The sequence below is a fragment of the Pseudomonas fragi genome (assembly GCF_025426255.1).
GTDB lineage: Bacteria > Pseudomonadota > Gammaproteobacteria > Pseudomonadales > Pseudomonadaceae > Aquipseudomonas > Aquipseudomonas kulmbachensis.
Genome location: NZ_CP104861.1, coordinates 298,300 through 312,180 on the forward strand (window position 1 = coordinate 298,300; position 13,881 = coordinate 312,180).

Genomic DNA, 13,881 nt, shown 5'->3' on the forward strand with positions numbered 1-13,881 from the left:
GGTCTCTTAGAGGGCTAGGTCTTGAAGTTCGAGTGTTAGTGGCGCGGGGCCGGACAGTTTTACCCGCTCGCTCGGCTTGAGTGACAAGGTCGCGCCCACTACATCCGGGCGGATCGGCAATTCGGCCGCGTCCAGGTCCAGCAGGCTGACCAGCGTCACGCTGGCCGGACGACCATAGTCGAACAGCTCGTTCAGCGCCGCACGGATGGTACGACCGCTCATCAGTACGTCGTCGATCAGCACCAGGTGCTGGCCTTCGATTTCAAACGGCAGCTCGGAAGGGCGTACTTGCGGGTGCAGGCCGTTCTGGCTGAAGTCATCGCGGTAGAACGACACGTCCAGCGTGCCCAGCGGTGCGTCGCTGTCCAGCGCCTTGAGCAGCGCTTGGGCAACCCAGATGCCGCCGGTGCGGATACCGATGTAACGCGGCTCGGTGATGCCGCGACGGGCCAGGTGGGCCTTGAGATCAAGGGCCATCTGGGAGATCAGTTCAGCGGGAACAGGCAGGATCATAGTGGCTCCTTAAAAGGCCCGCGCAGCAGAACGTGCAGCGGCGGGCGCAAACAATGAGGCGGGTCAATTGTATAAACGCGGCTCAGTCCTGGGATTGCGCCGGGTTCGCGTCGAGCCAGCCCTGCAGCACCAGTTTGGCGGCAATGGCATCAACGGGGTTGTCGCGGTAACTGCCGCGCTGGCCGCCTTGGGCTCGGCGTTCGCCTTTGGCCTCGAAGGTGGTCAGGCGTTCATCATGGGTAAAAACGGGCAGATTGAAGCGGCCATTAAGGCGATTGGCAAATTTTTGCGCTCGGGCGCAGAACTCGCTCGGGGTGCCGTCCATGTTCAAGGGCATGCCGACCACCATCGCGTCTGGTTGCCATTCCTTGATCAGTTTTTCGATTTCTTCCCATTTGGGAATACCATTTTCGGCTTTCAAGTTGCACAGCTCGCGGGCTTGGCCGGTAATCATCTGGCCGACAGCCACGCCAATGGAGCGGGTGCCGTAGTCAAAGCCCAGCAGTAAACGAAGGCTGGCCATCAGGAATGGCCTGCTTGGGTGCTTAACAAATTGAGGTTCACTCCGAGGTGTTTGGCGGCCGCGTCGAGGCGCAGCTCGCTAGGGGTTTCAAACAGGATGTCAGCGGAATACGGGCAGGTCAGCCAGGCGTTGTTGACCAGTTCGGCCTCCAGTTGACCGGCGTCCCACCCGGCATAGCCCAGGCAAATCAGGCTGCGCTGCGGCCCTCGACCATCAGCAATACTGAACAGCACATCGGCTGAGGTGCTCAGGGCCAGGCCGTCGTCGAGCTCTACCGTGGCGTCAAAGCTGACGCCTGCGGGGTGCAGCACAAAACCACGATCGATCATGACCGGCCCGCCGCCATAAATAGGCACGTGCTGGCACAGGGGCGAGGAGAGTTGTTCCGGGCGCAACTGCTCAAGAATATCCGCCAGGCTCAGCTCCAGCGGGCGGTTGATCACCAGCCCCATGGCCCCATTGGCCGTGTGCTCGACGATGTAGGTCAAGGTCTGGGCAAAATTCGGGTCGGCCATGTGCGGCATGGCGATCAGGAATTGATGCTTGAGGTAAGTCGGTGCGTGGTTTTTCATGAGCCTTAGTGTGGCGCTGGCAACGTGAACTGACAAGTTTGAAGCTTAATATTACTGGGTCTTTGTGGGAGCGGGCTTGCTCGCGATACAGGCGGCGCGGTTTAACGGTAAAACACAGCGCTCCAATCGCGAACAAGCCCGCTCCCACAGCTGCCCTGTTTATCAGTTACTGGAAAGCCGGTCGCCCTGGGCGAATTTCCAGGTGCGGATGATTTCCAGTCGGTCGATGTCTGCCAGGTCGCCAGTAAACGGTGCAAAAGGTGCGGCGAGGCGCACGATGCGTTGCGCTGCCTGATCCAGCAGCGGCTGCCCCGAGGACTCCAGCACCAGCACTTCGTGCAGCGAGCCGTCGCGGTTGATAGACACCAGCAGGCGCAACTTGCCGTAGATCTTTTCCCGGCGTGCCTGTTCGGGGTAATTGAGGTTGCCGATACGCTCGATTTTCTTGCGCCAGTCCTCTTTGTACCAAGCGCCCTTGTCGCGCATGGTTGAGGCCGCACTCATGCGGTAGATCTTCGGGCGTTTGGCGTACAACTGTTGCTCGTTGGCCAGTTCGGCCTCGAGGCTGGAGATCTCGCTGGACAGCTGGGAGCTGTCGAAGGTTGGAATGCTGGCCTTGGGCGCCGCTTCGGTTTTGACCTTTTGCGGCTTGACCGGGGCTTTTTTCGGCGCGGGCGCCACGGTGGTCACGGCGGCCTTGGGCGCGGCCTGGGGCTGCTCGGGTTTGGCGGCAGGCGGCGGAGTGACCTTTTTTACGCTGTTGTCCTGGAATGGTGCTATTTCAGTGGTCTTGGGCACGGCTTTTTTATCCAGCGTGCCGCTGCCCTGCTGATTGTCCTGGGCTAAAAAGTCCGCTTTTTCCGGGGCTTTTTCGCTTTTGAAGGTAGAGAGGGTGATCTCCAGGGTTTTGCTGATTTGTTTGGGCTCGCTCATGCTGAAACCCACGCCCACAATCAGCGCGATATGGATCAGCGCTGCGATAAACAGGGTAAATCCAAGACGATCGGCCGCGCGCACGCCTTTATGGCTGAGTTCGGGGGGCAGGTCGCTGGGGAGTGTCATGGCAAAAAGACCAACATCGCGGGTTTCACAGGGTGCGCATGATAGCGCAATGTTGGTCTATTACAGGCTTTGCAGATCAGCGTGCGGCGAGCTTGCGCTCAATGGCATCCATCAGCAGGGCGCCGATATTGGTGCCGAACGCATTGTCGATTTCGCGAATGCAGGTCGGGCTGGTGACGTTGATTTCGGTCAGGTGTTCACCGATCACATCCAGGCCGACAAACAGCAGGCCTTTTTCACGCAGCGTCGGGCCAACCTGGGCTGCAATCCAGCGGTCCTTGTCGCTTAACGGACGGGCTTCGCCACGACCACCGGCGGCCAGGTTGCCACGGGTTTCGCCAGCCGCCGGGATGCGCGCCAGGCAATACGGCACCGGCTCGCCGTCGATCATCAGGATGCGTTTGTCGCCGTCCTTGATCGCTGGCAGATAGCCCTGCGCCATGATTTGCTGGGTGCCGTTGGCAGTCAGGGTTTCGAGAATCACCGACAGGTTCGGGTCGCCCACGCGGTGACGGAAAATCGACGTTCCGCCCATGCCGTCCAGCGGCTTGAGAATCACGTCACCGTGCAGAGCGGCGAACTCACGCAGTACATCGGCGCGGCGGCTGACCACGGTCGGCGGCGTGCACTGGGTGAACTGGGTGGCGAACAGCTTTTCGTTACAGTCGCGCAGGCTTTGCGGCTTGTTGACGATCAGCACGCCGTCGCGTTCGGCCTGCTCCAGCAGGTAGGTGGAGTACACGAACTCCATATCGAAGGGCGGGTCCTTGCGCATCAGAATGACGTCCAGATCGCTCAAGGCCGTGTCGGTCTCGGCGTCCAGCTCAAACCATTTTTCAGGGTTGGCGAACACCTTGAGCGGCTTCATCCGCGCCCGTGCCTTGCCTTCATTCAGGTAAAGGTCCTGCTGTTCCATGTAGAACAGGGTCCAGCCGCGATCCTGGGCGGCCAGCAACATGGCCAGCGAGCTGTCCTTTTTATAGGAGATGCCCGCAATGGGGTCCATGACAATCCCGACTCGAACGCTCATGGCAAATTCCTCAAATAAATAGTGGGCGCAAAGGCTCTGAAAAGTGGCGCCAGAGTGGCGCTGAGTGTGGCCTCGGTCAAGGAAAAACCGCCACTTGGGTCGTTCGATAGATTGAAGGTCCTGACTGTGCTAAAAAGGCTCGCACAGTGCTTACAACCCTTGTCCATCAAGGAGTTGGGGTTTTAGGTCGCTCAGTTGTAACAAAATGGGTCGCCGTGGCGACGGTAGAGCAGATATGGAAAAGCATTCCAGCGCCTTGAAGGTGATGGTGATTGACGATTCGAAAACCATTCGCCGCACCGCCGAAACGCTGCTGAAAAACGTGGGCTGCGAGGTCATTACCGCTATCGACGGTTTCGATGCGCTGGCCAAGATTGTCGACCACCATCCGCACATCATCTTTGTCGACATCATGATGCCGCGCCTGGATGGCTATCAGACCTGCGCACTGATCAAGAGCAATCGGGCGTTCAAATCGATCCCCGTGATCATGCTGTCATCCAAGGACGGTCTGTTCGACAAGGCCAAGGGGCGGATCGTGGGTTCTGATCAATTTTTGACCAAGCCCTTCAGCCGTGATGAATTGCTGAGTGCCATCAAGGCCCATGTGCCCGCCTTCAACATCGTACAAAGTGCTCTATGACACCCGGCCAGCCGGCCAACCACCTTATGAATGGGGAACACCATGGCTCGCATTCTGATCGTCGATGACTCGCCGACTGAAATGTACAAATTGACCGGCATGCTCGAAAAGCACGGCCATGTAGTGCTCAAGGCTGAAAATGGCGCCGATGGCGTCGCCCTGGCCCGCCAGGAAAAGCCAGACGTCGTGCTGATGGACATCGTGATGCCGGGCCTCAATGGCTTTCAGGCTACGCGTCAACTGACCAAAGACCCGGAAACCAGCTACATCCCGGTTATCGTCGTCACCACCAAGGACCAGGAAACCGACATGGTCTGGGCGCAACGCCAGGGAGCCAAGGGCTACCTGACCAAGCCGGTCGATGAAGAACAGTTGATCCTCAAGGTGAAAAAAGTCCTGGAAGAAAACCCTCCAAAATGACGGTCACCTTATGCCTGGCGCACTGACTGCGTTCGAGCTGCTGCTCGAGATTGACCAGCGCTGTCGCTCACTGGCGGCGGGACTGGTGCCTGCGCAAGCGCAGCTCGACACTTGGAGCGGTATCGGTTTTCGGATCGGCGAGCATTGTTTTGTGGCGCCGATGGGCGAAATTGCCGAAATCCTCCATGAGCCGCGGTTCACCCTGCTGCCCGGTGTAAAACCCTGGGTCAAGGGCGTGGCCAATCTGCGCGGGCAATTGCTGCCGATCATGGATCTGTGCGGTTTTTTCGGGATTGAGCTGTCACCCTTGCGCAAGCAGCGTCGGGTGCTGGTGCTGGAATATAAAGACGTGTTCGTCGGCTTGCAGGTGGATGAAGTGCAGGGCATGCAGCACTTTGCCCATGCCGACCTCAATGCCAATACGCAAAACTTGCCCCACCCGATGTTCGCCCCCTATGTGCAAGGGCACTTTGCCGCCGAACACCTCTGGTGGGTGTTCAGCCCGTTTGCCCTGGCCCAGGCGCCGCAGTTCTGGGCGGTGGCCGTGTGAGCAGGCCTTCAGCTTTAAAACGGGACCTCAGGACCTGATCGATGACCACAGCCAATACCGCTAAACCAATGGAAGGGTCGCGCAGTCGTTCGCAGATCATCGTGCTTTTTATCGCCCTGATCGTGTTCATTATGCTGTTGTTCGCCAACTTTGCTTACCTCAACACCCAGTCCAACTACGACAAGCAGTACATCAGCCATGCGGGCGAGTTGCGCGTCTTGTCCCAGCGCATCGCCAAGAACGCCACTGAAGCGGCTGCCGGTAAAGCCGCCGCGTTCAAGTTGTTGATAGATGCACGCAACGATTTTAGCCAGCGCTGGGGGTATCTGAAAAAAGGCGACCCGGCCACTGGCCTGCCTCCCGCCCCACCTACCGTGCACAAGGAAATGCAGTCGGTTCAGCGGGACTGGGAGTTGTTGCTGAGCAACGTCAATGCCATTTTGGCCAGCCAGCAAACTGTACTGTCGTTGCATCAAGTGGCTGCGACACTGGCCGAGACCGTGCCGCAGTTGCAGGTCGAGTACGAAAAAGTCGTCGAAATTCTCTTGCAGCGGGGCGCTCCTGCCAGCCAGGTGGCACTGGCTCAGCGTCAGTCATTACTGGCCGAGCGGATTTTGGGCGCGGTGAATACTGTGCTGGCCGGTGACGAAAATGCGGCCCAGGCTGCCGGAGCCTTCGGGCGTGATGCCAACCGCTTTGGGCAAGTGCTCAACGGAATGTTGGAAGGCAATGACGGGCTGCGAATTACCCAGGTCGAAGACAAGGACGCCCGCGCCCGTTTGCAGGAGATTTCCGAACTGTTCCAGTTTGTATCCGGTTCAGTGGATGAAATCCTCGAAACCTCGCCGCAGTTGTTCCACGTACGTGAAGCAGCGAACAGTATTTTCAGTCTGTCGCAAACCCTGCTCGACGAAGCGTCGTCCTTGGCCAACGGCTTTGAAAACCTCGCCAGCGGGCGTTCGCTCGACATCATCGGCGGTTACGTACTGGGCTTGCTGGCGCTGGCATCAATTATCCTGATCGGGTTGGTGATGGTGCGCGAGACCAATCGCCAGTTGCGCGAAACCGCTGAAAAGAACGAACGAAATCAGAACGCGATCATGCGTTTGCTCGACGAAATTGCCGATCTGGCCGACGGCGACCTGACCGTGACCGCGTCGGTCACCGAAGATTTCACCGGCGCGATTGCCGACTCGATCAATTACTCCATCGACCAACTGCGCGAACTGGTGGCCACTATCAACCTCACAGCGGGCCAGGTCGCGGCCGCCGTGCAGGAAACCCAAGCCACCGCGATGCAATTGGCCGAGGCCTCCGAGCATCAGGCCCAGCAAATTTCCGAGGCTTCGGGGGCGATCCAGCAAATGGCCCATTCCATCGATCAGGTATCGGCCAACGCCTCTGAATCTTCCGCGGTGGCAGAACGCTCCGTGGCGATTGCCAACAAAGGCAATGAAGTGGTGCACAACACCATCCACGGCATGGACAACATTCGAGATCAGATTCAGGACACGGCCAAGCGGATCAAACGCTTGGGCGAGTCTTCCCAGGAAATCGGCGACATTGTCAGCCTGATTGACGATATTGCTGATCAGACCAATATTCTGGCGTTGAATGCGGCAATTCAGGCCTCGATGGCCGGTGATGCAGGGCGCGGGTTTGCCGTGGTGGCGGACGAAGTGCAGCGCTTGGCTGAGCGCTCATCGGCCGCCACGCGGCAAATTGAGACGCTGGTGCGGGCGATTCAGGCGGACACCAACGAGGCGGTCATCTCCATGGAACAAACCACCACCGAAGTGGTGCGCGGTGCCCGTCTGGCCCATGACGCCGGTGTGGCGCTGGAGGAGATCGAAGGCGTGTCGCAAAACCTGGCGGACTTGATTCAAAGCATCTCCAATGCCGCGCAACAGCAGACCACCTCGGCGGCGCAGATTTCCTTGACCATGAACGTCATTCAGCAAATCACCAACCAGACCTCGTCCGGTTCCACAGCGACCGCCGACAGCATCGGCAACCTGGCCAAAATGGCCAGCCAGCTGCGGCGTTCGGTGTCCGGTTTCACCTTGCCCGCTCCGCCAAAAGACCTTGGGCCACAGTAATGCGCTGCAATTCTGACTGGAGTCGTTATGGTTGACCGGCACGACTATGTGGCCCTTGAGTGGGTTAAAGGCGAAATTGCCTTCACCCTGAAACAGGCCCGAACGGCGCTGGATACCTACGCGCAACAGCCTGCTGCTGACACGCTGGAGCAGTGTCTGGCGTGCATACATCAGGTGCATGGCAGCTTGCTGATGGTCGAGTTCTATGGCGCAGCCTTGCTGGCTGAAGAGATGGAGCAACTGGTGATTGCCCTGCAACAGGGCCGCGTCAACCAGCTCGACGAAGCCCTGCGGTTATTGCAGCAAGCGTTCAGCCAATTGCCCTTGTACCTGGACCGGGTACACAGCGCCCGGCGTGACTGGCCATTGGTGGTGTTGCCGTTGCTCAATGATTTGCGCACCGCTCGCGGCGAAGCGCTGCTCTCGGAAACCAGCCTGTTCAGCCCGCCCTTGCAGGTCTTGCCTGCATTAGATTCGGCGGCCCTTGAGCGTCTGGCCCCGTCTGAATTGCCGCGCCAATTGCGAATGCTGCGCCATACCTTGCAAGCCGCGTTTCTGGGCTTGCGCCGTGGCGAAGCAGTGCAGGCCAATCTGGAGCAAATGGTTGGCGTGTTCGCGCAACTTCAAAGCCTGTGCCTGGGGTCGCCGCTCAATGCTCTATGGAAAATCTCCGCGGCGTTGGTCGACGGCATGCTTAAAGGTCGGGTGCCCAACAGCCCAGCCCTGCGCAGCCTGCTGAAGAAATCCGACAAGGAACTCAAACGTCTACTGGAGCAGGGCATTGCAGCCGTCAACCAGCCCGCGCCCGAAGAGTTGCTTACCAGCCTGCTGTTTTACATCGCGAAGGCCGAACATCCGACGTCGAAAATGCTCGCGCTGAAGAATCACTACGAGCTGGATCAGGCCATGCCCGATGCGGCAATGGTTGATGAGGAGCGGGCGCGACTGGCCGGCCCCGACCGCGACGCAATGCGTTCGGTGGTGGCGGCACTGTGTGAAGAGCTGGTGCGGGTCAAGGAGCGCCTCGACCTGTTTGTGCGCAGTGATCGCTCGCATGTTTCGGAACTGAGCAGCCTGATGGCGCCGTTGCGCCAGATCGCCGACACCTTGGCCGTGCTGGGGTTTGGTCAGCCGCGCAAAGTCATTATTGATCAACTGGCGGTGATGCAAAGCCTGGCTCAGGGCCAGCGCGAACCGACGGATGCGGTGTTGATGGATGTTGCGTCGGCCCTGCTCTATGTCGAAGCGACATTGGCCGGTATGGTCGGCAATGTTGAGCCTTCGCAGCGCGAAGAGAGCCGCTTGCCTACCACCGACCTGATGCAGATCCACCAATTGGTGATCAAGGAAGCGCGCATCGGTCTGGAAGAAGTCAAAGACCTGATCGCTGACTATCTGGCGGCAGACCACGACCGCCAGCACTTGCAGCCACTGCCCGGGCTGCTGACGCAAATTCGCGGCGCGTTGGCGATGATCCCGCTGAGCCGTGCCGCCAGCTTGCTGCAAGCCTGCAACGACTATATTGGCGAGCGCGTACTGCAAGGGCCCGACCGCCCAACGACGGAGCAATTGGACCATCTGGCTGATGCGCTGATCAGTATCGAATATTACCTGGAACGACTGGCTCAGGACCCCGGTGCGGCGAGCGAGCGGGTATTGGACCGGGCCGAGAACAGCCTGGCCGAGCTGGGATATGCCCCGGCCACGTACCCCGTGTTGCTACTCAATGACGTCCCCGCAGCACCACCGCTGAGGCCTGACCTGCAAGCGCAGAGTTTGGCTGATGCGCTGGCCAGCCCGCTGTCGGCGCTCAATCCGCCTGCGCAACACATGCCCACCAGCTTGCTGCCGCCGCCGGTGGATGAAGATCCGCTGGACGAAGAGTTGCTGGAAGTCTTTCTGGAAGAGACCGACGAAGTACTGGTCAGCCTGCACGACTGCTTGCCGCAGTGGGTCGCCAACCCTACGGATAATGTTGCGCTGGCCGAGCTTCGGCGCGGTTTTCACACCCTCAAGGGCAGCGGGCGCATGGTGCGTGCGCTGGTGCTGGGTGAGTTGGCGTGGGCGGTCGAGAACTTGCTCAATCGAGTTATCGAACACAGCGTGGCGCCGTCTCCACAAATTTACCAACTGCTCGAAGACGTGCTGGTGCTGCTGCCCGAGCTGATTCAAGCATTTACCGAGCAAGGTCAGCGTCAGCGCGAAGACGTCGACCAGTTGGCTGCACGGGCGCAGCGCCTGGCGCAACCGCTGCTGATCACTCAGGACAGCAGCTTCGACCCGCAGTTGCTGGATATTTTCCGGCAGGAAGCGCAAGCCCATCTCGAACGTCTAGACCGGTTTCTGGATCAGGCTCGCGTGCAGATGCCGCTGTACGCCAGCGACGACTTGCAGCTGGCCATGCATACGCTAAAAGGCAGCGCGCATATGGCGGGCGTGGTGCGCATGGCTGAGTTGGCCACGCCACTGGATCATCTGGTGCGTGAGTACAAGGCCCACCATATTGCCCTGGGGCCGGATGAAGTCGATCTGCTGCTGGAGGCCGACGGTTTGCTGCATCGTGGTCTTAAGCAGCTGGATATCGACCCGCTGGCCGATATTAAGGGGGCTGGCTCCTTGATCGAACGCACCGAGCAACTGATCGCCGCCCGTCTTGAAACCTTGCTCAATACACCTGCAAGCGGCTGGGTCCCCAAGCGTGATCCGCAGCGCATTGCCGAGTTTCTGGCCGAGAGCATGGACATCCTGTTTGACGCTGAAGAACTGTTGAAAAACTGGCACCAGAACCCCCGGCAGCGTGATGCTCTCGACAGCCTGCTGGACCAGTTGAGCACTCTGGCCGGGTCGGCGCACCTGCTCGATTTGCAGCCTGTTGATGGTCTATGTGAAGCCTTGCTCGACCTGTACGGCGCCGTCGAAGAAAGCAGCCTGGCAGTCAGTGAACGTTTCTTTGAAGCGGCCGATGACGCTCATGAAGCGTTGATTAGCATGCTCGACCAACTGGCTGCAGGGCAGGAAATCACTCCGCAACCGGAGCTGATCCAGACCTTGTACGGGCTGTTGCATGAAGGTCTGGCGCCCGACGCCACGGGACTGGTTCGCGGTGATGGCAGCCAGATCACCGAGCTGGGAACCGCCACCGATCAGTTGGGGGCCGATCAGGCCGATGAGTTCGACGAGGAGATCGTCGAGATTTTTCTCGAAGAGGCCGTGGATATTCTCGAAAGTGCAGGTTTTGCCCTGCAGCGTTGGCTGAGTGCGCCCGACAGTCTGGCGTCGCTGTCTTCCTTGCAGCGCGATTTGCACACCCTCAAGGGCGGTGCGCGCATGGCCGGGATCGAGCCGGTTGCCGAGTTGGCCCATGAGCTTGAGCATTTGTATGAAGGGTTGCTGGACCGGCGCTTGAATGAGAGCCCGGCCTTAAGCCGCTTGCTTGAGCGCAGCCATGAGCAGCTTGGGCTGATGCTTGAACAACTGCAGCACCAGCAGCCGTTGAGCGAGTCTTATGAACTGATCGAGGCCATTCGCGGGTTTCGCCTCTACAGCCATTCGCCTGTCGAGCCGAACAGCATCGAGCCCAAGTCAGATGTTGCGCTCAATAGCGGCGACCCGGAACTGCAGGATATCTTCCTCGATGAAGCTTTCGACATCCTCGAAAGCTCGGGAGCGGCCTTGTTACGCTGGCAAGCCGACCCGCAAAACCATCTTGAAGTGGAAAACCTGCTGCGTGATTTGCACACCCTGAAAGGGGGCGCGCGCATGGTCGAGGTCGCCGTCATTGGCGACTTTGCTCACGAACTTGAGACCCTCTTCGAAGATATTTCGGTGGGCTTTCTGGTGCCCGGTGCTGAACTGTTTGTACTGCTGCAGCGTTGCCACGACCAACTGGCGCAAATGTTCGATGCATTGCGCAGTGGCCAGCCACTGCCTTCGCCCCAGGCGCTGATCGAGCAGATTCGCCAGATTGAGCGCAACACCCGGCAGGCGCCTGGCGCGGTGCCCAAGCCTGAGCCGGCGGCGTTGCCGGTGCCCGAAGGCGAGCGCACGGGGCTGGACACCCTCAAGGTGCCAGCCGAATTGCTGGAAGACCTGGTCAACCTGGCGGGTGAAGCCTCGATCATTCGTGGGCGGGTGGAGCAGCAGGTCAACGATGGGCAAGTGGCCCTCAACGAGATGCAGACCACCCTCGAGCGGATGCAGGATCAGCTGCGTCGGCTCGACAGCGAAACCCAAGGTCGCCTGCACAGCCGCCCGCACACTGAAGCCGATGGCGTGGCTTACGACGAATTCGACCCGCTGGAAATGGACCGTCATTCCTTGCTGCAGCAATTGTCCCGCGCTCTGTTCGAGTCGGCGTCGGACTTGCTCGATCTTAAAGCCACACTGGCGGCCCGCTGTCAGGATGCGCACGGCCTGTTGCAAAAGCAGGCGCGGGTAAACACCCAGTTGCAAGAAGGCCTGATGGGCACGCGCATGGTGCCGTTCGAGCGCGTGTTACCGCGGCTTAAACGCGTGGTGCGTCAGGTGGCGAGCGAACTGGGCAAGCACGTTGAATTCAACGTGATCAATGCTGAAGCCGAAATCGACCGCAACGTTCTTGAACGTATGGTGGCGCCGTTGGAGCACATGCTGCGCAACGCCGTCGACCACGGGCTTGAGCCTGCCGAGATCCGCCAGGCAAGTGGTAAGCCGGAGCAGGGCCTGATCAGCCTGGAGTTGTCTTACGAAGGCGGCGATGTGGTGTTCGACATGCACGATGATGGTGCTGGAGTGCCGCTTGAAGCCGTGCGCCGCAAAGCCATTTTACGCGGCCTGCTGGACCCCGAGGCCACGGTCAGTGACCGCGAAGTGTTGCAGTTCATCCTGCAGCCGGGGTTTTCTACGGCTGAAAAAATCACCCAGATCTCCGGGCGCGGCGTCGGCATGGACGTGGTGCATGAAGAAGTGCGTCAGTTGGGCGGCAGTATGACCATCGACTCGGTGGTCGGGCAGGGCGTGCACTTTCAGATCCGCCTGCCGTTCAGCGTTTCGCTCAACCGAGCCTTGATGGTGCAGTGTGCCGACGAGCAATACGCCATCTCGCTCGACACTGTCGAAGGCATCGTGCGCGTCATGCCCAACGAGCTGGAGGGTTACTACCAGCTCAACCCGCCGCTGTATCACTACGGCGGGCAAACCTACGAACTGCGTTACCTCGGCGAATTGCTGCAAACCGTAGGCAAACCCAAGCTGGTGGGCGAGAGCCATTCATTGCCGGTGCTGTTGGTACATTGCCAGGATCAGCGCGTGGCCTTGCAGGTCGACGCATTGGCGGGCTCGCGAGAAATAGTGGTCAAAAGTCTCGGCCCGCAATTTACCGGGGTGCAGGGGTTGTCGGGCGCGACCATCCTTGGGGATGGTCGGGTGGTGCTGATCCTCGATCTGCTGGCTTACATTCGCGCGCATCAGGCGCGTCAGCCGTTACAACGGGCGCATCACGAAGCGGTCGGCGCCCTTGAATTTATTCCGGCCGTGCGCCCGCCGCTGGTGCTGGTAGTGGACGACTCGGTCACCGTGCGCAAAGTCACTAGCCGTCTGCTGGAGCGCAACGGTATGAACGTCATCACCGCCAAAGACGGGGTCGACGCCATGAGCGTGCTCGAAGACCACACCCCCGACCTGATGCTGCTGGACATTGAAATGCCGCGCATGGACGGCTTCGAGGTGGCAACCCGTGTGCGCAACGACCCGCGCCTTAAAGACTTGCCGATCATCATGATCACCTCGCGCACCGGGCAAAAACACCAGAACCGGGCGATGGCCATTGGCGTCAACGACTACCTGGGCAAGCCGTATCAAGAGTCGGTGTTGCTGGAACGCATCGCCTACTGGAGCAACTTTCATGCTTGATCATCGCGTGGGCAGCCTGACCGGTTTGCTGCTACCACTGGCCGACCGCTACTTGCTGCTGCCCAACGTAGCGATAGCCGAGCTGATCGGTTGGCAGCGCGGCGACCCGAGCAGCGATTCACCGCCTTGGCACCTGCGCCAGATCACCTGGCGCGACCGCGAACTGCCATTGATCAGCTTTGAAGCGGCCTGCGGTAGCCCCGTCGTTATTGGTGAGCGGGCACGTATCGTCGTGCTCAACACCCTGGGCGGCGATTCCCGGCTCAAATTTATCGCCATGGTGGTGCAAGGCATCCCGCGTTCTTACCGTCTGGACAGCCAACTGAGTTTTGTCGACGTCCCGCTCAGCCCGCTGGAGCGTGCGGCGGTGCAGGTGGGCGATCATGTAGCGAAAATCCCGGATTTGCTGGCGCTGGAACGATTGGTGTTGGGCGAGAAGGAATGAAAACCTGTAGTCGCTGACGAGGCACGAGGCTGCGATGGGCGACGAAGCGGCCCCTGCTTTTGAAGGTCCTGCGGCCCTTATCGCAGCCTCGCTGCGCTCCTCAGCGGCTACAAGTGTGTGCGGTACAAAGCATGT

The 13,881-nt window shown here is 59.8% G+C and carries 11 protein-coding genes; 6 read left to right on the forward strand and 5 right to left on the reverse strand.

What is annotated here, in order from left to right; all coding sequences use genetic code 11:
• Positions 1–6: 6 nt before the first annotated feature.
• From pyrR to gshB, 5 genes are all read right to left on the reverse strand, one after another.
• Positions 7–513 carry a bifunctional pyr operon transcriptional regulator/uracil phosphoribosyltransferase PyrR gene (gene pyrR / locus N7D90_RS01495; protein WP_261740576.1) on the reverse strand — a complete coding sequence of 169 codons (507 nt, stop codon included), beginning with the start codon at positions 511–513 and terminating at the stop codon, positions 7–9.
• An 82-nt stretch (positions 514–595) separates the two neighbouring features.
• Positions 596–1,036 carry a Holliday junction resolvase RuvX gene (gene ruvX, locus N7D90_RS01500; protein WP_261740577.1) on the reverse strand — a complete coding sequence of 147 codons (441 nt, stop codon included), beginning with the start codon at positions 1,034–1,036 and terminating at the stop codon, positions 596–598.
• Complete coding sequence (locus N7D90_RS01505) at positions 1,036–1,608, reverse strand: YqgE/AlgH family protein (protein ID WP_261740578.1); 573 nt, start codon at positions 1,606–1,608, stop codon at positions 1,036–1,038. The genes ruvX and N7D90_RS01505 overlap by 1 nt, the downstream gene beginning before the upstream one ends.
• A 162-nt stretch (positions 1,609–1,770) precedes the next feature.
• Complete coding sequence (locus N7D90_RS01510) at positions 1,771–2,670, reverse strand: energy transducer TonB (protein ID WP_261740579.1); 900 nt, start codon at positions 2,668–2,670, stop codon at positions 1,771–1,773.
• A 76-nt stretch (positions 2,671–2,746) separates the two neighbouring features.
• Positions 2,747–3,700: a glutathione synthase gene (gene gshB, locus N7D90_RS01515; protein WP_133075178.1), complete on the reverse strand. Its 954-nt coding sequence runs from the start codon at positions 3,698–3,700 to the stop codon at positions 2,747–2,749.
• Between the two features lie 235 nt (positions 3,701–3,935).
• Between gshB and pilG the strand changes: the two genes are divergently transcribed.
• The 6 genes from pilG to N7D90_RS01545 are packed head-to-tail and all read left to right on the forward strand — an operon-like array spanning position 3,936 to position 13,746.
• A complete protein-coding gene (gene pilG / locus N7D90_RS01520; protein ID WP_261740580.1) occupies positions 3,936–4,343 on the forward strand; it encodes a twitching motility response regulator PilG in 408 nt (135 codons plus the stop codon).
• A 42-nt stretch (positions 4,344–4,385) separates the two neighbouring features.
• Positions 4,386–4,763 (forward strand): twitching motility response regulator PilH, encoded by a 378-nt coding sequence (gene pilH / locus N7D90_RS01525; RefSeq protein ID WP_261740581.1) that lies wholly within the window; start codon positions 4,386–4,388, stop codon positions 4,761–4,763.
• Between the two features lie 10 nt (positions 4,764–4,773).
• Positions 4,774–5,313 carry a chemotaxis protein CheW gene (locus tag N7D90_RS01530; protein ID WP_261740582.1) on the forward strand — a complete coding sequence of 180 codons (540 nt, stop codon included), beginning with the start codon at positions 4,774–4,776 and terminating at the stop codon, positions 5,311–5,313.
• A 41-nt stretch (positions 5,314–5,354) separates the two neighbouring features.
• Positions 5,355–7,412: a methyl-accepting chemotaxis protein gene (locus N7D90_RS01535; protein ID WP_395247099.1), complete on the forward strand. Its 2,058-nt coding sequence runs from the start codon at positions 5,355–5,357 to the stop codon at positions 7,410–7,412.
• A 27-nt stretch (positions 7,413–7,439) separates the two neighbouring features.
• A complete protein-coding gene (locus N7D90_RS01540; RefSeq protein WP_261740583.1) occupies positions 7,440–13,301 on the forward strand; it encodes an Hpt domain-containing protein in 5,862 nt (1,953 codons plus the stop codon).
• A complete protein-coding gene (locus tag N7D90_RS01545) occupies positions 13,294–13,746 on the forward strand; it encodes a chemotaxis protein CheW (RefSeq protein WP_261740584.1) in 453 nt (150 codons plus the stop codon). The genes N7D90_RS01540 and N7D90_RS01545 overlap by 8 nt, the downstream gene beginning before the upstream one ends.
• Positions 13,747–13,881: the final 135 nt, after the last annotated feature.